The organism is Myxococcus sp. SDU36 (assembly GCF_030168875.1).
Classification (GTDB): domain Bacteria; phylum Myxococcota; class Myxococcia; order Myxococcales; family Myxococcaceae; genus Myxococcus; species Myxococcus vastator.
Map to the genome: position 1 here is coordinate 201,801 of NZ_CP077414.1, position 20,371 is coordinate 222,171.

The following is a 20,371-nucleotide window of genomic DNA, read 5'->3' on the forward strand; positions in this document are numbered from 1 at the left end:
CGGGTCAGTAGACGTCGCGCAGGTAGCGCCGCTGCTCACGCAGGGACTCCAGCCAGGCGTGCGCGTCCTCGCGGCTCTTGTCGCCGTGGGTGGAGACGACGTCCACCAGCGCCTCGTGGACATCGGGGGCCATGCGCTGGGCGTCGCCGCACACGTAGAGGTGGGCGCCGCCTTCGAGCCATTCGTAGACGTCACGTCCGGACTCACGCAGCCGGTGCTGCACGTAGACCTTCTGCGCGCGGTCCCGCGAGAAGGCGAGCGACAGCCGGTGCAGCGTCTGCTTCTTCAGCGCCTCCTGCCACTCCGTCTGGTAGAGGAACTGGGTGCGGAAGTGCTGCTCACCGAAGAAGAGCCAGTTGCGGCCCTTCGCCCCAGCCTCGGCGCGCTCCTGGACGAAGGCCCGGAAGGGCGCCACGCCGGTGCCTGGGCCAATCATCAGCACGTCCTTGTCGCCGTCCTCCGGCAGCCGGAAGCGCTCGTTCGGCTCGATGAAGACGCGGACCGCGTCGGTGCCGGCCGTGCGCGTGGCCAGGTGGTACGACGCCGCGCCGAAGTGCCGCAGGTCGAAGGCCGTGTAGTCCACCACCGCCACCGTGAGGTGCGCCTCTTCACCCACGCGCCTGGCGCTGGAGGCAATCGAGTACAGCCGGGGCGTGAGCCGGCGAAGGGCCTGGACCAGCTCGGCGGCGTCCCAGGTTCCCTTGTGGGCGCGGAGCACGTCGATGACCTGATGTCCCGCCAGCAGCGCGCGGAAGGACTCGGCGCGGCCCGGTTCGAGCGCTTCGCGCAGCGCCGAACTGCCGGACAGCCTGGCGTGTCGCTCCAGGAAGGGGCGGTTGAGCCGGGTGATTTCCAGCTCATCGCTCAGCCAGCGCGCCAGCGGGAGCGTGCGGCCCTCGCGAGTGACAGGCGCTTCGCCGTCGAGACGCAGCTCGGACAGGAAGGACGCCACCAGCTCCGGCGGATTGTGGGGCCACACCCCCAGCGCGTCGCCAGGGGCGTACTCCAACCCGGAGCCCGCGAGCGACAGCTCCAGGTGCCGCACGTCCTTGAGCGCGCCGCGCGCGGTGATGCGCTGGTTGAGCAGCACCTCCGCGGTGTAGGGCGCTTCCTTGGTGAACGCGGACGCGGCGTGCGGCTCCCGCAGCGGCACGACGGTGGCCGTCACCGCCGCTCGCGGAGTCAGTGCTTCGCGCGCCAGGGTGAAGGCCTGGTCGAGCCAGCCCTTGGCCACGGGCTCGAAGTCCACGTCGCAGTCGGCGCGCTCCAGCAGCCGGCTGGCGCCCAGCTCCGCGAAGCGGACGTCGAGCAGCCGGCCCACTTCGCAGAAGCGCGGGTAGCTGGAGTCTCCCAGCCCGAGCACGGCGTAGCGCAGCCCCTCCACGCGAGGCGCGCGCTTGCCGAGGATGAACTCACAGAAGCCCCGTGCATCGTCCGGCGGGTCGCCATCTCCCTGGGTGCTGATGACCACGCAGAGCAGCTTTTCCTTGGCCAGCTCCCGCACCGGATAGTCGCTGGCCCGGAACAGCCGCGCGGCGAAGCCGGCGGACTCCACCTGGTGCTTGAGGCGCTCGGCCAGGAGGCGGCTGTTTCCCGTCTGCGTCCCGTAGATGATGGTGAGGGGAGCGGCGGGCGCGGCCACGGGCGCGGGCGTCACGGGGATGACGGTGGCCTGGGGCGCACGGACGGCCAGCCCCGCGGTGTAGCCGCTCAGCCAGTGCAGGGCGGAGGTGTCCAGCCCCTCCACGAGCTTGAGCAGCAGGGCGCTCTTGTCCTCACCCAGCAGCGCGTTGATGAACGGGGGCGCATGGGGGGCAGGGGATGCGCTCATCGTGCGGCCTCCCAGAGGGTGAGGATGTGGCCGAGGTGTTGCTCCACGTCTGCGCTGGCTTCCAGCTCCAGCCACGCGGCGCCGGCATCGCGGGCCTCCTCGCGCAGGGCCCGGCGTGTCTGGGGCGTGTCGCTGTGGACCAGGGCCACCAGTCCCGCTGCCGCGAGCGCCAGCGCCACCTCCACGTCACCGGGGGCGGTGGCGACATGCCAGCCCAGGTCGAACAGCCGGCGCTCCAACTGGAATGCGCGTGAGCCCGCGTCCGGCGTGGCGGGCAGCAGGACGATGGCGCCGGGCTGGCCCAGTCGTCCCCGCCGCTCGGGCTGGGTGACGAGCGACGCGGCGACATCGCCCCGCGCGGAGTCCTCCACCGGCCCCAGGACCATGCCCGCGCCCACCGTGTCGTGGGTGAGCGCGTCGATGACGATGAAGGCGCCCGTGCGGCGGTTGTCGCGGTACGCGTCCGTCAGCAGCGGCCGACGGCACACCACCCGCACCCGGCCGATGTCGTTGAGGGACAGGGACTCGGCGGGTTGCTCGGACAGGTCCGCCAGCTCCTTGCGCCACAGCACCCGTTCGATGTGCGCGGGCGCGGTGCGCGAGGCCTGCTTCACCAGGTAGCGGCGCGAGCAGTCCAGCGGCTGCTCACCGAACCACACGAGCATCGCGTCGAGCTGGTGGAGCGACAGCGGCGGCTGAGCCACGTGGGCCAGCATGTCGCCTCGGCTGGCGTCCACCTCGTCCGCGAGCCTCAGCGTGACGGACGCGGGGGACGCGGCCTCCTCCAGCGGTCCATCAAAGGTGTCGATGCCCGCCACGCGCGTGCGCCGCCCGGAGGGATGGACCTGGATTTCATCGCCGACGCGGACGGTGCCGGAGGCAATCTGTCCCGCCAGCCCCCGGTAGTCCTGGTGGGGCCGGAGCACGTACTGGACGGGGAAGCGGAAGGGCGCGTCGTCCTGCCGTCGCTGGTGGGGCAGCGACTCCAGCCACGCGAGCAGCGTGCCGCCTTCGTGCCAGGGCGTGCGGGCGCTGGGCCGGGTGATGTTGTCCCCGCGGCTGGCGCTGACGGGGAAGAGCCGCACGCCCTCGAAGCCGAGCGCGTGGGCGAAGTCCACCAGCTCGGTGCCGATGCGCTCGAAGGCGTCCCGGTCGAAGCCCGTGAGGTCCATCTTGTTCACCACCACGGCCAGGAAGGGGATGCCCAGCAGCGAGGCGATGTACGCGTGGCGGCGCGTCTGCGGCAGCACGCCCAGCCGCGCGTCCACCAGGATGACCGCCGCGTCCGCCGTGGAGGCGCCGGTGGCCATGTTGCGCGTGTACTGGATGTGGCCCGGCGTGTCCGCGACGATGACCTTGCGCCGCGCGGTGCTCAGGTAGCGGTAGGCGACGTCGATGGTGATGCCCTGCTCGCGCTCGGCGCGCAGGCCGTCCGTGAAGAGGGAGAAGTCCAGCTCCTCCTCGTCGGCGCCGGCCGCGGCCTTCAGGCCCTGGGCCAGCACCTCGGAGGGCACGGACACGGCGGCGGCGGCCCGCTTCGCGCTGGCCTTCCGCACGGCGGAAATCTGGTCCTCGAAGAGCCCGTCGCACTCGTAGAGGAGCCTGCCGATGAGGGTGGACTTCCCGTCATCCACGGAGCCGACCACGACGAGCCGGAGCAGCTCCCGGGCGGAGTGCTGGTCGAGCATCTGCTGCAAGCCGGTGTCCATTAGAAGTACCCCTCGCGCTTCTTGAGCTCCATGGAGCCCTCTTCGTCGTGGTCGATGAGCCGGCCCTGCCGTTCGGACTGGCGGGCGTTCACCATCTCGTGGATGACGGTCTCCACCGTGGTGGCGGAGGACTCGATGGCGCCGCTGAGCGGGTAGCAGCCCAGCGTTCGGAACCGCACGCGCCGGAGCTCGGGCTTCTCCCCGGGCCGCAGCCGCATGCGCTCGTCGTCCACCATGAGCAGCGTGCCGCCCCGGTCAATCACCGGGCGCTCCGCCGCGAAGTAGAGCGGCACCACGGGGATGCGCTCGCGCAGCACGTAGTGCCACACGTCCAGCTCCGTCCAGTTGGACAGCGGGAAGACGCGCATGCTTTCGCCCGCGTCGACGCGGCCGTTGAAGAGGTTCCACACCTCCGGCCGCTGGCGGCGCGGGTCCCACTGGCCATGCCTGTCCCGGAAGGAGAACACCCGCTCCTTGGCGCGGGACTTCTCCTCGTCGCGCCGCGCGCCGCCGAAGGCCGCGTCGAAGCCATGCTTCGTCAGCGCCTCCAGCAGCGACTGCGTCTTCATCGCATGGGTGTACTTCTGGCTGCCGTGGTCGAAGGGGTTGATGCCCTCGGCCAGCGCGCGCTGGTTCTGGTGGACGATGAGGCGCAGGCCGTGGCGCGCCACGAAGGCGTCCCGGAACGCATACATCTCCCGGAACTTCCAGGTGGTGTCCACGTGGAGCAGCGGGAAGGGCAGGGGCGCGGGGTGGAAGGCCTTGCGCGCCAGGTGCAGCAGGACCTGGGAGTCCTTGCCGATGCTGTAGAGCATCACCGGGTTGGCGAACTCGGCCACCGTCTCCCGGAGGATGTGGATGCTCTCCGCTTCCAGCTCCGACAGGTGGGACGCCCGTGCGAACGTGTGCTCACTCATGACCGCCCTCCGCCACGCGCGCTGGCGCGTGTCCATGCTCCAAGGTTCCCTGCGCCACCAGTGAAGGCAGGCGCGCGCGCAACGCGACGACCTCGCCCACGATGAGCAGCGACGGCGAGCCGAGCCCGTCCCGCGTCACCGCCTGGGCGATGTGGCTCAGCGGCGCCTCCACCACCCGTTGATGCTCCCACGTCCCCGCCTCCACCACGGCGGCCGGGGTGGCCGCGGAGCGCCCCGCGCCGACCAGCGCGCGCACCGTCTCCTCCAGCCGGCTCCCCGCCATGTAGAGGACCAGCGTCTGGGCCTTCGCCAGGAAGTCCCAGTCCGGCGCGCTGCCGCCCCGGTACGCGGTGGCGAACGTCACCGCGCCGGAGATGCCCCGGTGCGTGACGGGGATGGCCGCCGCCGCGGGCACGGCCGTCCCGGCGGTGAGGCCCGGCACGACTTCATAGGGGATGCCCGCTTCTTCCAGCGCGAGCGCCTCCTCGCCGCCGCGGCCGAAGACGAAGGAGTCACCACCCTTGAGCCGCACCACGCGGCGCCCCAGGAGCGCCTGGGCGATGAGGATGACGTGAATCTCCTCCTGGCCCACGGAGTCGCCGCCGCCCTCCTTGCCCACGTAGATGAGCCGGGCGTGGGGCCGCGCATGCTCGAGCACCCCGGGGTGGACCAGCCGGTCATGGACGACGGTGTCCGCCTCTCTGAGCACGCGCGCGGCGCGCAAGGTCAACAGCTCTGGGTCTCCCGGGCCCGCGCCGACCAGGAACACGCGGCCTCTCATCTGCTCTCTCATGGTGTCTCTCCAGGAATCTTCAAGTGCTTCAGCTCCGCGCGGAGCTGCGTCCAGGCGGCCTTGCGCTCGCCCCGCTGCAGCAGCGCGCCGATGTCTCCCACCGCCACCTGCTTCAGCAGCCGCTGGCGCGCTGGGCCTCGGGGCAACTGCTCGCGAAGCCAGCCGCTGAGTCGCGCCAGCCAGACGTGGTGTCGCGTCACCTGGGCGGTGAGCGTCTTGCGCAGGTGGCTGGCGAGCGCGGGGGCCCGCCCCGCGGAGGACACGGCCACGGTGATGGGGCCGCGCCTGCCGACGGAGGGCAGGGTGAAGTCACACAGCGGCGGTTCGTCCGCGGTGTTGACCCACAGGCCCAGGGCCCGGGCTTCGGTGGCCACCTGTCGGCCCACGGCCGCGTCGTCCGTGGCCGCGAGCACCAGGTGATGGCCGCGCACGTCGCCGGCCTCGTAGGGACGGGGCAGCCACTCCAGGCGCCCATCGGCCGCGAGCCGGCGCAGCGTGGCGGTGGTCTCCGGCGCGATGACGCGCAGCCGCGCGCCGGCGTCGAGCACCGCGATGGCACGGCCCTCCGCGATGGCGCCGCCGCCCACCAGCAGGACGGAGCGGCCCTCGAGTCGAAGGCACACGGGATAGTCCATGGCGTGTGAAGGCATGGCGCGCGTCATCGGACCGGGTGGAGGCCGCACTCGCGGTTCTCCGCGGACTCCCACCACCAGCGGCCCGCGCGCTCGTCTTCGTAGGGCTTCACCGCGCGCGTGCAGGGCGCGCAGCCGATGGACGGGTAGCCACGGTCATGGAGCGCGTTGTAGGGCACGCCGTTCGCCCGGACGTAGTCCCAGATGTCCCGGCTGCTCCACGTGGCCAGCGGGTTGAGCTTGAGCAGCCCATGCGCGCTGTCCACCTCCAGCGTCGCCACGTCGGTGCGGGTGACGGACTGCTCGCGGCGCAGCCCCGTCACCCACGCCTGTTGGCCCGCGAGCGCGCGCGCCAGGGGCTCCACCTTGCGGATGGCGCAGCACGCCTTGCGCGCCTCCAGGCTCTGGCGGAAGGAGAAGTAGCCCTGCGTGGACTCCAGCGCCTCCACGCGCTCGCGCTCCGGAAAGTACGTCTCCACGGTGACGCCGTAGCGCTTACGGACCACCTCCATGAGCTCGTAGGTCTCCGGGGGAAGGCGTCCGGTGTCGAGCGTGAAGAGGCGCAGGCTGGGCGCGTGCTGGCGCGCCAGGTCGATGAGGACCATGTCCTCCACGCCGAAGCTGGTGGCGATGGCCGCGCGCGCGCCGAAGCGGCGCTCGGCCCAGGCGAGGAGGTCCTGCGCGGGGGCGTCCTTCACATCGGAGGCTTCGGCGAGCAGGGCCGAGGCATGGGGCTGCTGCGGGAGGGACATGGTGACTCCGGAAAAAGAAAAGGCCCGCCTCTTTCGAGGGCGGGCCGCACGAGCAAGAAGGTTCGAGAAGGACGCGCTACACGCTTCTCGATGCTCGGCACCCGCCTGAAGGCGGACACTCGGGACACGCACAGCACAGACAGCACGCGCCGCCCGTGGCGCAGGCGTCATCACACCCGGCGGGGAGCGCGGGAGCGCGGGGGACACGGGCGTCGGCGGCGGTAAAGGTCATGGGCGAGTGGTGCGGGGCTGGGAGCGGAAACGAAAACGGCCCGGTTCCTGGAAGAGGAGACCGGGCCGGGAGGAGCGCGAGGAGGGAGGCTTGGAAGGGCTTCCCGTCTGCGCGTCAACAACCCAGGGCCGGCTGACGACAACAAGCACACGACAGACAGCAGCGGCTGGCAAACGGCGCGGCGGTCGGTGTGTGGGAGTGCGTCATCGCGAGGACCTACGCTAGCGGCTGTCTCATGCGCGCGTCAACCGGCCCTCCTCCAGGAGGTGTGCGGGCCTCGGCCTGCCCGAGGGCGACGGTCGCTCGTCTGCCCGTCTGGGGAGCGTGGCCGGGCGCCGTGGGGTGAACGTCCGCGTGGACGTTGGGAGGAGGCGGGGAGGCGGGCGCTCGTTGCCCCTGCGGCAGCGGGCATCACCTTTGCGGCAAGCCGCATTCACCTGTCACCCATGGAGGTCATTGATGGCGAGCACCAACAAGGACGTCGAGACGCTCAACTCGTTCCTGCGCGGCGAAATCTCCGCCGTGGAGACCTATCGTCAGGCAATCGGGCACGTCTCGGACGGACTGGCCCGAGACGCGCTGGAGTACTGCCAGCAAGACCACGAGCACCGGGTCGAGGAGATTCGAGAGCGCATCCTGAGGATGGGCGGTGAGCCCGCGGAGGGCTCTGGCATCTGGGGCACCTTCGCCAAGCTGGTCCAAGGCGGCGCGGACATCCTGGGCGAGAAGGCCGCCATCCAGGCGCTGGAGGAGGGCGAGGACCATGGCCTCGCCGACTATCAGCGCGACGCGGACCAGGTGCATGGCGAGGCCCGCCGCTTCGTGCGGACGGAGTTGATTCCCGCGCAGAAGCGGACGCATGAGCGGCTCAGTCGTCTCAAGCGCACCCTTCACTGAGGGCGCGCCGCGTGAATGCACGCCGGCCGGGTGCCTCGTTCCAGGCGCCCGGCCGGACTTTTCTCAAACCGTGCGACACGACACCGGCTCGCAGCTCCGGAAATCGCGACGGCCTCAAGCCTCGCGCGGCGCCCTGAACCCTCCCCTGGCGGGGTGCTGGAGCTTGCGCGCATGGCATGCGATACCTGGGGTTGGCTCGTCGCGTTTGGGGAGGCGGAGCATGTCGCCGGACCGCGGTTCATCGGAACGTGATTCTCGCCCGGAGCAGGTCTCCGGCGAGGAAGCCCGGACCGTGCCCGCGACCTCCTCCTCGCTGATGGACGCCAGCCACGCGGGGACGCTGAGCGCGGGCTGTGAAGCCCTCTTCCGCTCCACCGAGACGACGCTCCAGTGGGCCTGGCGGGTGCTGAAGTGCGCGAAGGCGGGCCCAGGCGCGGGCCCCCTGGCCACGTCCGCCCGTCAATGCGCGCTCGAGTTCCTGGACCGCGTCCCGCCTCACGTGCGCCGCGGCGTGGCGGAGCTCCTGGGGTACAGCAGCCTGTGGCAGGCGGTGTGTACGCGGCTGGGACGCCCGGTGGCGCGCTCCAACGAGGAGCTGCTGCATGAGCTGGGCGAGGACCTCCAGGTCCTGCTCAATGGCGCCCAGGCGCGGCTGGGGACGGCCGCCGCGCTGGAGCAGGGGCTCCTGGTCCACCTGGGGCGGCTGCGTGATTCCCGTCGGGGTGAGCCGGGCGCGCCGCTGGAGCTGCGCGCGGCCCTGGACGCCTTCACCCACTCCCTGTCCGAGCTGATGACCGCGGCCAGCGCCTACCGCCGCGCGTGGGAAGCCGCCGAGACGGAGCTGTCCGAGTCCGCCGCGTGGCTGGGCGCCGGAGACCCGGGCTTCTGCTCGTGGATGGCGGACCACCTGTCCGAGACGGTCTTCGCGTGGCGCAACGCCCAGGTCTCCGTCCGCATGCTGCGCGAGCTGGGAGCGCTGTCCCGGCAGTCGTAGCCAGACGCCGGCCTCACGGCTCCACGAGGATGCGGTGCCGGTACAGCTCCAGCAGGACGTCCTCGGACAGGTCCGCCTGCTTGTGCTCGCGCAGGTGCTGGCGCACGGCGTCCACGGGCTCGCGTCCGGTGAAGTCGACCAGCAGGCCATAGGCCTCGCCGGGCAGGGCCACGGCGTCATATCCGCTGTAGGCGCCCAGGGCCACGCTGCCGTCCTGCATCCACTGCACGGTGGCATCGGGGTTGAGCTTGAGCGTGCGCGGCAACTGGGGCGCCACGGCGGTGTGGTGGAGCTTCTCCAGCGTCTTCAGCTCGATGGTGCCATCCAGGCCCAGCAGCTTCTCCACGCCGTCCGGGGGCAGCGCCTTCACCAGGCGGTAGCACTCCCGGAAGTAGTCGAGCTCGAGGCCTTCGTAACCCTGCCACAGCGCCGCGTAGGCCCTGGCGGGCGGCGCGGTGTCATCCAGATCCTCCACGGTGAGCGGCCCGGGCTGCGTCTGCGCGCGGTCCCTGCCGGACAGCACGTAGTCGGGGAGGAGCTGGAGCGCCGTCCAGCGCGACAGCTGGACTTCGGCCAGCGCCAGGTACGTCTTGAGGGACATCCAGAACTTGCGGCCGTCCGCGCCCGCCACGTACTTGCAGAAGAAGGTGGAGCAGACGGCTTCGCGGTAGGGCCAGATGGTGCAGCCGCCGCTGTCCGCGGAGTAGTAGCCGCAGCGCAGGGACGCGGAACGACGCGTCGAGCGGCCTAGAAGTAGCAGATGGAGTCGACGCCGCAGTAGCCCTGACGGTCGCCGCACGGACATCGCCGCGCCAGCGCACGGGAATACTGGACTGTCAAATAATGCAAGGAGACGTCTGGGATGAATGCAGGCGCGCTTGCTCGCTTGCATTCAATGTCAGACATTTTTTCCGACCGACGTGGCACGTCGCGCGAAGATTCCGTTCCGACTGCTGCGCTGCGTCCCACGCCCGCTGCGTGACCTCCTCACGCGCTCCGTGAGGGGCGCGGTCGTGAGTCGTGTTTCCCCCGCGCAGGCAGGCCAAAAAGCATGGCTGTCAGTGAAATCGCGTGATGACCTGACGGGACAGGTGGCATGTCCGGTAGGCTACGGAGCCGATGCCGTGGGTCATCCCCCCGTTGACCACTCGGAGGTGTGCCATGGACGGATCCGGTCCCCTCCCGTTTCCGGTTGAAGCCCAGGACGTTGGCGTCGTCGGACGCGTGAATGCGGCGTTGACGCATCAATTTCCGCACCTGCATCCGGTGGCGCGTCACGCTATCAGCGGGCTCGTGCGTTTCTGCGACGGGTGGCGGCGTGCGTTCCCGGCGCGCCAGCCGACGCAAGTGGTGCCCGCGCTGACGACGTGGGAGCAGTTCCTGACGACCGAGCCCCGCTCGCGCCGCATCATGGTGACGGTGCAGCCGCTGGGCGTGGACACGGAAGGCGGGACGTGGGCGCCGGTGCTGCTGGCGCGTGTGGCGCGCTGGTACCGCGACAGCCGCGGCGTGCGCCGGCAGAACCAGCCCCTGGACGTCTGGGTGGCGCGCCTGGGCCGGGAAGGCGCTGATGCACGCCAACGCGCCCAGGACGCGGACGTCCTCACCGCCGCCGTCACCTGCGAGGACGGAGGGGTCCAGGTGGTGCGGATGTCCCTGGACGACGCGGCGCTGACGCCCGAGGCGGTGGCGGCGTTGCTGGCGCGCACGCTCAGCCGCTCGCTGGCCGAGGCACGCCGGGATGGCTTGTTCCCGCAGGTGCTGGTGGACCGCGCCTCGCGAGGCGACAGCGCCTGGACGTCCCACCTGCTGACGTCGAGCGCCTGGTTCGGTGCGCGCGTGGACGCGGCGACGGGCGCCCTGGAGCTGAGCTTCGACCACCTGGTGATGGATGGCACCGCGATGGCCGAGCTCTCGCTGGCCGCCTCGGAGGGGTTGCCGCGCCGGGACGTCCGCGCGGCGCCGGGCGAGTGGCTCACCGGCCCCGAGGAGCCGTCGCCGCTGCTGCGAGTGGAGCTTCCGGAGGGGCTCGACTTCCGGAACCTCACCTGCGCGATGCTCCAGGCGGTGCAGCGGGCCGGCGAGGGCGTGTTCCCCGTCGACAATCCCACGCTGCTGGTGCCGGTGCTGCCCGCGTCGCCGCACGCCGTGGCGCGGAAGTGGCGGCGCATTGGTATCGCGGTGGTGCCCTCGCGGACGCGCACGGGGCCGATGACGCCCGCGCACGTCGCGCACCTGCTGGAGCAGACGCGGCGGGGCGGCGGCGTGCTGGAGGACATCTTCTCCACGCTGTACTCGCCGGCGCTGCCGTGGTGGATGCCCTCGCTCACCACGCACGGCTTCGCCTTCACGCCCTTGCTGCGGCAGGTGCCCGCCGCCCTGGGCGGCAATGCCCTGCTGTCCAAAATCACCTTGGAGGTCGACGATGATGAAGCGCTGGCGCGGCACTCCCCGCTCTTCTTCAACACGATGCGGCCGCTGTGTGCCGTGGGGGGCGGGGTGGCCCTCTGCGTGACGGAGGTCCTCCACGCGACGCCCTCGGGCGTGCGCAAGCGCTACTTCGCGGCGCTCGCGGGCAGTGGTGCCCTGGGCACGCGCGAAAAGCTGCTGTCCTTCCGGGACGTGCTCGTCGCGGAGGCCGTCAGCAGGCTCCAGCCGCGACGTCCGGCACTTCCTTGAACCTTCCTGGTCTTCCGTCACGAGAGCTCCCCATGGTCTCCCCCCTCGACCCCGGACGCATCCGGCCGCGACCGCACCTCCAGTTCCCCTTCGACGCGAGCTTCCCGCGTATCTGGCACCCCAACGGCCCTGGCACCACGCACCTGTGGAACGGGCTCAACCTGCTCTTCCCCCAGGGCGAGCGGTTCTTCGTGCGCAGCGTCAACCACTACATGCCGCGGCTGGCGGACACGCCCGCGCTGCGCGCGCAGGTGAAGGCCTTCTTCGCGCAGGAAGGCCAGCACGCGCGCGAGCACCAGGACTACATCGAGCTGCTGGAGTCCCAGGGCTACGACGTCCACCGCTTCATGCGGTGGTACGACTCATTCCTGTGGGGCGTCATCGACGCGAAGCTCCCGCCGTCGCTGCGGCTGTCCATCACCGCCGCGCTGGAGCACTACACGGCGCTGATGGGCGAGAACACGCTGACGCTGGGCGTGTTCGCGGACGGCCACCCGGCGATGCGCAGCCTCATCGAGTGGCACGCCGCGGAGGAGATTGAGCACAAGGCGGTGGCCTTCGACGTGCTGCGGAAGGTGGCACCGGGCTATGGGCTGCGCGTGCTGGGCATGGTGCTGGGCGGGGTGTCCCTCTTCGTCCTGTGGTTCGCCGCCACGGTGACGCTGCTGCGGCAGGAGCGCGGGCTGGGGTGGACGGGCCTGCTGCGCGAGCTGTGGCGCGCCCACCGGAAGGACCCGGTGCTGTTCCGCGTGCTGGGGCGGGGCTTGCGGGAGTACCTGCGTCCCTCCTTCCACCCGCTGGACAACGACAACCTCGCGCTGGCCAGGGCCCATCTGGCGACCTTGGAAGCGCCGCCCCCGGAGGCCCCGGAGCGCGAGGCCGCATAGCGGCGCGCGCGCACCCCTGGTGAGGGAGCATCGCGCGCGGCGGTTGCCTCCCCTGGTGGGACGACCTGCCTGCTCGATGAGGCCGTTGGCGGTGCTTCCCGCTTTGTCGCGAGCGCCGCGCAGGCTCTGACGTGCGGCTGACACCTACCGTGGCTCCTGGCCGCACGTCCGGCAGGCGTCCCGGCGTGAACTCTTCACGCGCCGGGCCGACGCACGGTGATAAGGACGGCCCCGCTGTTACCCAGAGCCACGAATTCGACCCATGTCCAGCATGCACACCCTGCGTGGGGCTCCGGCCCTCTCTGACTTCAGGCTCGCCAAGCTCCTGGCCCAGTGCCGCGAGCGGGTGCCCTCCGTTTCGTCCGTCTATGCGGAGTTCGTGCACCTCATCGACGCGCCGGTGCCCCTCTCCGAGGCGGACCTGGCCACCCTGGGCCGCCTGCTCGACTACGGGCCCCGCGTGGCCACGGGCACGCGCACCGGCGGCCTGCTGCTGGTGCTGCCTCGGCCGGGCACCATCTCCCCGTGGTCCTCCAAGGCCACGGACATTGCCCACAACTGTGGCCTGGGCGAGCGCGTGCGGCGCATGGAGCGCGGCACCGCCTTCTTCATCGCGGGCCCCGACGGGCAGGCGCTGCGGGCCGCGGAGCTGGAGCACCTGAAGCCGGTGCTGCATGACCGGATGACGCAGGCGGTGGTGGGGCGTCTGGAGGACGCGGCCATCCTGTTCGCCGGGCACACGCCCCGGCCCTTCACGACGGTGGATGTGCTGGGTGGAGGCCGCGCGGCGCTGGTGACCGCCAACCGCGAGCTGGGCCTGGCCCTGGCCGACGACGAGATGGACTACCTGGTGGCGCGATTCACCGAGCTGAAGCGCAACCCCACCGACGTCGAGCTGATGATGTTCGCGCAGGCCAACAGCGAGCACTGCCGGCACAAGATCTTCAACGCGAGCTGGAGCATTGACGGCAAGCCTCAGGAGCGTTCGCTCTTCCAGGCCATCAAGAACACCTACGTCCAGCACCCGGAAGGCGTGCTCGGCGCGTACAAGGACAACGCGGCCGTCATCGAAGGCTTCGAGGTGGACCGCTTCTTCCCGTCCCCTGAAACCGGTGAGTGGGGCTCCGTGCGCGAGCCAGCCCACATCATGATCAAGGTGGAGACGCACAACCACCCGACGGCCATCTCCCCATACCCGGGCGCCGCCACGGGCGCGGGCGGCGAGATTCGCGATGAGGGGGCCACTGGCCGTGGCGCCCGTCCCAAGGCGGGCCTCACCGGCTTCAGCGTGAGCCACCTGCGCATCCCTGGCTTCGAGCAGCCCTGGGAGCAGCCCTACGGCAAGCCGGACCGCATCGTCTCCGCGCTGGACATCATGGTGGACGGTCCCTTGGGCGGCGCGGCCTTCAACAACGAGTTCGGCCGGCCGAACCTCACGGGCTACTTCCGCAGCTATGAGGTGCAGGTCCCCACGCCCGCTGGCGTGGAGGTGCGCGGCTACCACAAGCCCATCATGATTGCCGGCGGCCTGGGCAACATCCGCGCGCCGCACGTGAAGAAGGGGCGCCTGCAGCCGGGCGACAAGCTCATCGTCCTGGGCGGGCCCGCGATGCTCATCGGCCTGGGCGGTGGCGCGGCGTCCTCCATGGCGCAGGGCGCGAGCGCGGCGGACCTCGACTTCGCCTCCGTGCAGCGGGACAACGCGGAGATGGAGCGGCGCTGTCAGGAGGTCATCGACAGTTGCTGGGCGCTGGGCGACAAGAACCCCATCCGCTCCATCCACGACGTGGGCGCCGGCGGCTTGTCCAACGCGGTGCCGGAGCTGGCGCACGACAACGACCTGGGCGGACGCCTGGCGCTGCGCGCGGTGCCCAACGCCGAGCCGGGCATGTCGCCGGTGGAAATCTGGTGCAACGAGGCGCAGGAGCGCTACGTACTGGGCGTGGCGCCGGAGGACCTGGCCCGCTTCGCCGCGCTGTGCGAGCGGGAGCGCGCGCCCTTCTCCGTGCTGGGAGACGCCACCGCCGAGCAGACGCTGACGCTGACGGATACGCAGTTCGGCAACGCGCCCATCGACCTGCCCATGGACGTGCTGTTCGGCAAGGCGCCGCGCATGCACCGCGACGTGACGTCGCGCCCGGTGTCGTTCGCGCCGCTGTCGCTGGAGGGCTCGCTGGCGGTGCTGGCGGAGCGCGTGCTGAGCCACCCCACGGTGGCGGACAAGAGCTTCCTCATCACCATCGGCGACCGCACCGTGTCCGGGCTCAGCAGCCGGGACCAGATGGTGGGTCCCTGGCAGGTGCCGGTGGCGGACTGCGCGGTGACGCTGTCCACCGTGACGAGCACCACGGGTGAGGCCATGGCCATGGGCGAGCGCACGCCGCTGGCCCTCATCGACGCGGCGGCCTCGGCGCGCATGGCGGTGGGCGAGGCGCTCACCAACATCGCCGCGGCTCGCATCGGCAAGCTGTCCGACGTGAAGCTGTCCGCCAACTGGATGGCCGCGGCGGGAAGCCCGGGCGAGGACGCCAGCCTCTACGCCGCCGTCCACACGGTGGGCATGGAGCTGTGCCCCGCGCTGGGCCTCACCATCCCCGTGGGCAAGGACTCCATGTCCATGCGCACCGTCTGGGAGGAGGGCGGCGCCCGTAAGGCCGTGACGTCGCCGGTGTCGCTCATCATCTCCGCGTTCGCGCCGGTGCTGGACGTGCGCAAGTCCCTGACGCCGCAGCTCGTGGACGTGGCGGACGACACGCGGCTGCTCTTCATCGACCTGGCGCGCGGGAAGCAGCGCCTGGGCGGCTCCGTGGTGGCGCATGTCCACGGGCAGGTGGGGCCGGAGAGCCCGGACGTGGAGGACCCCGCGCTGCTGCGCGGCTTCTTCGCCGCGGTGCAGGCGCTGAGCGAGGACGGCGCGCTGTTGGCGTACCACGACCGCTCCGACGGCGGCCTGTGGGCGACGCTGTGCGAGATGGCCTTCGCCGGACGCTGCGGCCTGGACGTGGACATGGCGCCGCTGGGCGGTGACGTGACGGCGGCCCTCTTCAACGAGGAGCTGGGCGCGGTGGTGCAGGTGCGCGCCTCGGACGTGGCGCGTGTGCGCGAGGTGCTGGCGCAGCACGGTCTGTCGCGGGAGGTCCACGAACTGGGCCGCCCGGTGACGGCGTTGCAGGTGCGCGTGCGCCACGGGGGCGACACGTTGCTGGCGGAGGAGACGTTGGCCCTGCGCCGTACGTGGTCCCGTGTCAGCCATGAGCTGCAGAAGCTGCGCGACAATCCCACCTGCGCGGACCAGGAGGCCGCCGCACGGTGTGACCCGGCAGACCCGGGCCTGTCGCCGAAGCTGACGTTCGACCCGGCCCAGGACGTGGCCGCGCCGTTCATCTCGAAGGGGGCCCGTCCTCGCGTGGCCGTGCTGCGGGAGCAGGGCGTCAACAGCCAGCAGGAGATGGCCGCGGTTTTCACGCGGGCGGGCTTCGCCGCGGTGGATGTCCACATGAGTGACATCCTGTCGGGGCGGGTGTCGCTCGAAGGCTTCAAGGGCGTGATGGCGTGCGGCGGCTTCTCCTACGGCGACGTGCTGGGCGCGGGCGGCGGGTGGGCGAAGTCCATCCTCTTCAACCCGCGCGCGCGGGACGCCTTCGCCGCCTTCTTCGCGCGGCCGGACAGCTTCGGCCTGGGCGTGTGCAACGGCTGCCAGATGATGTCGCAGCTCAAGGACATCATCCCGGGCGCGGAGCACTTCCCCCGCTTCGTGCGCAACGCCTCCGAGCAGTACGAGGCGCGTCTGTCCCTGGTGGAGGTGTCGAAGACGCCGTCGCTCTTCTATCAGGGCATGGAAGGCAGCCGGATGCTCATCGTCACCTCGCACGGCGAGGGCCGCGCGGAGTTCCCCAGCGCGGAGGACGCCGCCCGCGTCAACGGGGAGGGCCTGGTGACGACGCGCTGGGTGGACAACCACGGGCGGGTGGCGGAGACGTATCCGGCCAACCCCAATGGCTCGCCCCACGGCATCGCCGGCCTGACGACGCGGGATGGGCGCTTCACCATCACCATGCCGCATCCGGAGCGCGTGCACCGCTCCGTGCAGCACTCGTGGCGGCCTCGCGAGTGGGGCGACGACGGCCCCTGGATGCGCATGTTCCGCAACGCCCGCGTCTGGCTGGGATGAGCCCTTCCCTCATGTAAATCCAGACCCTCTTGGAAGGCGTTCGACGGGAGGCCCGTTGAGGGCCACCTTGCGTCTCAGCATGGCGTCTGTCCATGCTCCGCGCCCATTCACCTCGCATGGTCCTGTCGTAAAATCGCCTGGCGCTCATCTCCTTGATTGAGAGAGACGCTCGGGCCTTTGGCAGGAGGCGTTGATGTTCATCCGTTGGGGCAGGGCTGCACGCTGCTGTATCCCACGCCAGAGGGGACGACGCGGCCGGGGGCCTTCGCGGCCAGGGGCCTGGGGGTGGACACTGCGCGCTGAGCGACTGCCGCGCGGTGGTGGCTGCCTGGTGCTGGCCCTGGCGCTCCTCACGTCGGGCTGTGCCTCGCTGCCATCTCGGACCAGCCCTGGAGGCACCCTGGCTGCCGGAGCGGGCCCGACGCCTTTGGCGGCCCCTGGGCGCGGTGCCGTCGTGAGTCCTCCCGAGGCCGCCGTGCCCGAGGACTTCTCCGACGAGGAGGCCGACGCCGGGCCGCTCCTTCACCGCCGCCGAGTCATGTCGTCGCCCTCGAGCCCCGGCGGAGGCGAGACGACGCCCCTGCGAGTGGTGGGCGCGTGCGGGGAGGTGCCTTCGGGCTGGCCGCACCTGGACTCGGAGGAGGAGGTGCTGGCACCCTTCCTTGCGTGCACCACGCCAGCGGCCTTCCTGGCCTTGCAGCGCCGGGCGGACATGCCCCGGCTGGTGGAGGCCCTCTCGGACTGGAATGCCGTCCGGCTTGGCGCCCTGGGCCCCCTGGAGGCCGAAGCGGCCCGCGTCCTCCTCAAAAAGCGCGCGGCCTTCCTCGCTACCGCCGCCCAGAAGCACGGCCTGGCCAAGGCGGAAGTCCTCGCCCTCTTCGTCCTCCACACCACCCACGACGACGAGGTGCGACACCTGCTGCGCCTGCTGGCCGAGGACAAGCTGCTGACGCGCACGCTGGGGGCCATGGAGGTGGTGTGCGAGGAGCTGAAGCAGCGAGGCCTGGCCCTCGCTGACTTCCCGGAGCGAGACTTCCGCGCGGGCGACATCGCGCGCGGGCTGGGACGGGCCGCGGACGACGTCGCCGCCTCCATTCCGCTCGTCAGCGGGAGCCGGAGCGTGGACGCGTCCGCGCTGCCCCCGCGGCTTCCTCTGCCCTACCGGGCCGCGTACGAGGAGGTGGAGAGGGCGCAGTACCTGGGGGCCTTCGCGCCGGGCAACGTGGCCCTGGCATCCTTCGACACCCTCACCTTCGGCGTGCCGCTGGGCTTCTACCACCTGGCGGCAGGGACGGCGCAGGGCGGGGCCTCCCTCGCCAAGGGGGAGTACGAGGAGGCCACGCGGCAGTTGGCGCCGGCGGCCCTCATGGTGGGCCTGTACGCGGGAGGGAAGGGCGCACGTTCCTTCCGTGAAGTCGGCCTCTCCAGGCAGGAGGGTGCGCGGCTCCAGGTGGTGGTGCCCCGCGTGGAGGCGCTGAAGGCCGTGCTGGAGCGGTTGGAGGCGCGACTTGGGGAGAGCGCCGTGGGGGAGTTGGCCCGGCACCTCCAGCAGCGCCGGGACGCGGCCATTCTGGTGGCGGAGTGGGGCGAGGCCGGCGCGCTGGCGCTGCATGAGGCGCGCGGCAACGTCGCTCAAGCGCAGGCGACGTTGGCGGTGCGGTATCGCGAGCCTCCGCGCGCCGCGTCCACCGGCGGAGGCGCAGGGAGAAGCAGTGGCAGCAGGCCCTCCGTGCCACCCGAGCCAGCCGGACTCCCCGCGGCGGTGGCGGAGGCGAAGTTCAAGCAGTGGGAGGCGGAGTTCCCGGGAGCGCGCCTGTCGATGGACGTGGCGGAGTTGACGCGGCACCGCCAGGCCCTGCGGAAGGCGGCTCCCGTCGAGCTCAAGGCCGAGCCTCTCTGGGCCGACTACGTGGCCTACCTGGAGACGAGGGCGGCTGAACTCAAGCAGGGGATTGCGGAGCAGGGGCCGCTGAAGTGGGCCGGATACCAGCTTGTGCGCGCCAGGTACGCACGGGGGCTGGCCTTCGAGCAGAAGATGGTCGCCATTCTGGAGGCGGACGCGGCGCTCCCTCGGGCGCAGCGGCGGTGGCTCAGGGACTTCGACCGGCCCCGCATCGAGACGCACGTGGGCGTGGCGAAGGCGGACCTGCGCTTCGCGGACGTGCTCGTCATCGAGGAGGGGCCCGCCGCAGGCCCAAGGCCGCGCGTGGAGACGTTCAGCTTCAAGAGCCGGGACCTACAGAGACTGGATAATGATGCGCTCGTCGCGCAAATGACTACGGATGCGAGGAGCGCGCTGAGGTTCTACGGCGGGACTCTGGAGGTCCTGCGGAAAGAGATTCGGCAGCGCGCGCAGGTCCAAAGGGTCCGCCTCGTATATGAGGGCGGAGGGCTCAAGCCGAAGAAGGCAGAGACGCTGGAGGCCGCGATGAGCGACGCGCAGGAAAAGGTCGTTGGGGTGGAGGTGATGGTCCAATGAAGATGCTGGATGCTCACGGCTCAAGTGTTGACGACAATCTCCTGCTCTCATTCGAAGGCGCCTTCGATCAGATGGCCGAAGTCGAGCGTGAGGTGGAGCCTTTCCTTCAGGCTCTCGATGCCTGCGCGGGTCAATGGATGCCGGATATTGTCAGGGGAAAGCGCAGGCGGAAGTTCTCCCGCGAGGCTGTTTGGGAAGCGCTGAAGGAGCGTCGCGACGAGAACGGCACGTCCATTGGGCTCTATCGTGCGCACTCGCCTGAGTTGGATATGTCGCTCCGTCTTGGATTCCCCCCGCTCGCCCCGAAGTTACGAATTTGGATCGACGTGAAGCCCCTCTCTCTCTTTGGGGAGGCAGGGGAGTGTAGAAGGTTCATCGACATGGTCCGGGCGTGGGCCATCCACTACCCCGTTCCATACGCCTCCGCCCACAGCATGGCTGACCGTGAGTTGGCGGGCTTCCCCCATTTCGGTCGCGAAGCGGAGGTGTCTCGGCGGGATGGCTTCGACAAGGTCTACGAGGTGTGTTGGCTGAACATCTTCGGCCCCAGGCTCGTGGAAGGTGTAGGCCGCGAGCGGATGCTCTCGACCCCTGCACACCTCGTGGAGGAACTCCCCAACGGCTCCGTTCTTCTGGTGGTACGGCCCACCGCCGCCGACTTCGCCAGTGAGGAAGCGCGCGCGGAGCAGACCCGTGCCCATGTCCATCTGCGGCCCGACCTCGACTTCGACACGGTGCTGAACTCGCTGCGAGAGCGCAGCGCCGCGCTCGCTCCCGTGGAGCCGCACTTCCTCCCTGACCTGGCGCCACTCCTCTCCCGGCTTCCGGACGAATTCGCCAACAGCGAGCGGCAGCGGAGAATCGCCGAGCTCAACGCCTTCCGACCACCTGCTCCGGAGGAGTGGCTTCCGGCCGCTCTGCCATCAGACGTGGAGAATGCCGAACGAACTCGCAGCCACTATGACGACCTGGCGGAAGGCCTGATGGCGGCGCTGCATACCAAGGTGCCTGGCATCACGGAGGAGACGCCCGAGTCCCTCACGGACCTGGACTTCTACTTCTGGAGGGAGAACTTCCCGGAGAGGTACACGCGCGAACTCATCGACAGTCACACCGCCCCGGCGTTAGGGGCCTACCTGGGTGGCGTGCTGGTGCGGCGGTTGGGCGGGACATGGGTGCCGCGGTCGAAACTGGAGGAGTCCCAGGTGTGTGTCGGCAATCGGGTCTGGCTGCCCTTCCTCCGCGCCCGTCGCTACATGCAGTCCCGCCAGGCGCTGCTCGACTACTCGCTCACCCAGTTCTTCCGGGAGGCGGAGCGGCACCGCTCATGAGCCTGGCTGCAGCCGAACGAACCGCGAACGCTGGGATTCGGCCTACAGGCTTGGACGCAGGGGCTGA

Annotated in this window: 13 protein-coding genes and 1 pseudogene; 7 read left to right on the forward strand and 7 right to left on the reverse strand. The window is 70.8% G+C overall.

The window, feature by feature from the left end:
* Positions 1-4: 4 nt before the first annotated feature.
* Genes KGD87_RS00815 through KGD87_RS00840 form a run of 6 tightly spaced genes read right to left on the reverse strand, consistent with a single transcriptional unit; the run spans position 5 to position 6,634 of the window.
* A complete protein-coding gene (locus KGD87_RS00815) occupies positions 5-1,831 on the reverse strand; it encodes an assimilatory sulfite reductase (NADPH) flavoprotein subunit (RefSeq protein ID WP_284665689.1) in 1,827 nt (608 codons plus the stop codon).
* Positions 1,828-3,540, reverse strand: coding sequence for a GTP-binding protein (locus tag KGD87_RS00820; RefSeq protein WP_284665690.1), 1,713 nt, complete (start codon positions 3,538-3,540; stop codon positions 1,828-1,830). The genes KGD87_RS00815 and KGD87_RS00820 overlap by 4 nt, the downstream gene beginning before the upstream one ends.
* Positions 3,540-4,457: a sulfate adenylyltransferase subunit CysD gene (gene cysD, locus KGD87_RS00825; RefSeq protein ID WP_284665691.1), complete on the reverse strand. Its 918-nt coding sequence runs from the start codon at positions 4,455-4,457 to the stop codon at positions 3,540-3,542. The genes KGD87_RS00820 and cysD overlap by 1 nt, the downstream gene beginning before the upstream one ends.
* A complete protein-coding gene (gene cobA, locus KGD87_RS00830) occupies positions 4,450-5,250 on the reverse strand; it encodes a uroporphyrinogen-III C-methyltransferase (RefSeq protein ID WP_284665692.1) in 801 nt (266 codons plus the stop codon). The genes cysD and cobA overlap by 8 nt, the downstream gene beginning before the upstream one ends.
* Positions 5,247-5,912 carry a precorrin-2 dehydrogenase/sirohydrochlorin ferrochelatase family protein gene (locus KGD87_RS00835; RefSeq protein WP_284668745.1) on the reverse strand — a complete coding sequence of 222 codons (666 nt, stop codon included), beginning with the start codon at positions 5,910-5,912 and terminating at the stop codon, positions 5,247-5,249. Before KGD87_RS00835 ends, cobA begins: the two co-directional genes overlap by 4 nt.
* Positions 5,909-6,634: a phosphoadenylyl-sulfate reductase gene (locus KGD87_RS00840; RefSeq protein ID WP_284665693.1), complete on the reverse strand. Its 726-nt coding sequence runs from the start codon at positions 6,632-6,634 to the stop codon at positions 5,909-5,911. Before KGD87_RS00840 ends, KGD87_RS00835 begins: the two co-directional genes overlap by 4 nt.
* Before the next feature lie 691 nt (positions 6,635-7,325).
* On the opposite strand from KGD87_RS00840, the gene KGD87_RS00845 reads away from it, so the two are divergent.
* Both KGD87_RS00845 and KGD87_RS00850 read left to right on the forward strand, forming a co-directional pair.
* On the forward strand, positions 7,326-7,763 hold the full coding sequence (locus KGD87_RS00845) for a DUF2383 domain-containing protein (protein WP_284665694.1): 438 nt from the start codon (positions 7,326-7,328) through the stop codon (positions 7,761-7,763).
* A 292-nt stretch (positions 7,764-8,055) separates the two neighbouring features.
* The gene (locus tag KGD87_RS00850; RefSeq protein ID WP_284665695.1) at positions 8,056-8,757 is read left to right on the forward strand and encodes a hypothetical protein; all 702 of its coding nucleotides are present in this window, start codon (positions 8,056-8,058) and stop codon (positions 8,755-8,757) included.
* 13 nt (positions 8,758-8,770) lie between these two features.
* On the opposite strand, the pseudogene KGD87_RS00855 reads toward KGD87_RS00850, so the two are convergent.
* Positions 8,771-9,490: pseudogene (locus tag KGD87_RS00855) on the reverse strand (hypothetical protein); the annotation flags it as partial.
* Between the two features lie 560 nt (positions 9,491-10,050).
* On the opposite strand from KGD87_RS00855, the gene KGD87_RS00860 reads away from it, so the two are divergent.
* From KGD87_RS00860 to KGD87_RS00880, 5 genes are all read left to right on the forward strand, one after another.
* Complete coding sequence (locus KGD87_RS00860) at positions 10,051-11,436, forward strand: hypothetical protein (protein WP_284665696.1); 1,386 nt, start codon at positions 10,051-10,053, stop codon at positions 11,434-11,436.
* 32 nt (positions 11,437-11,468) lie between these two features.
* Positions 11,469-12,323 (forward strand): metal-dependent hydrolase, encoded by an 855-nt coding sequence (locus KGD87_RS00865; RefSeq protein WP_284665697.1) that lies wholly within the window; start codon positions 11,469-11,471, stop codon positions 12,321-12,323.
* Between the two features lie 262 nt (positions 12,324-12,585).
* Positions 12,586-16,494, forward strand: coding sequence for a phosphoribosylformylglycinamidine synthase (purL, locus tag KGD87_RS00870; protein ID WP_284665698.1), 3,909 nt, complete (start codon positions 12,586-12,588; stop codon positions 16,492-16,494).
* 292 nt (positions 16,495-16,786) lie between these two features.
* Entirely contained in the window at positions 16,787-18,973 is a 2,187-nt protein-coding gene (locus tag KGD87_RS00875; RefSeq protein WP_284668746.1) for a hypothetical protein, read from the forward strand.
* On the forward strand, positions 18,970-20,304 hold the full coding sequence (locus KGD87_RS00880) for a hypothetical protein (protein WP_284665699.1): 1,335 nt from the start codon (positions 18,970-18,972) through the stop codon (positions 20,302-20,304). The genes KGD87_RS00875 and KGD87_RS00880 overlap by 4 nt, the downstream gene beginning before the upstream one ends.
* The last annotated feature ends 67 nt before the right edge of the window (positions 20,305-20,371 follow it).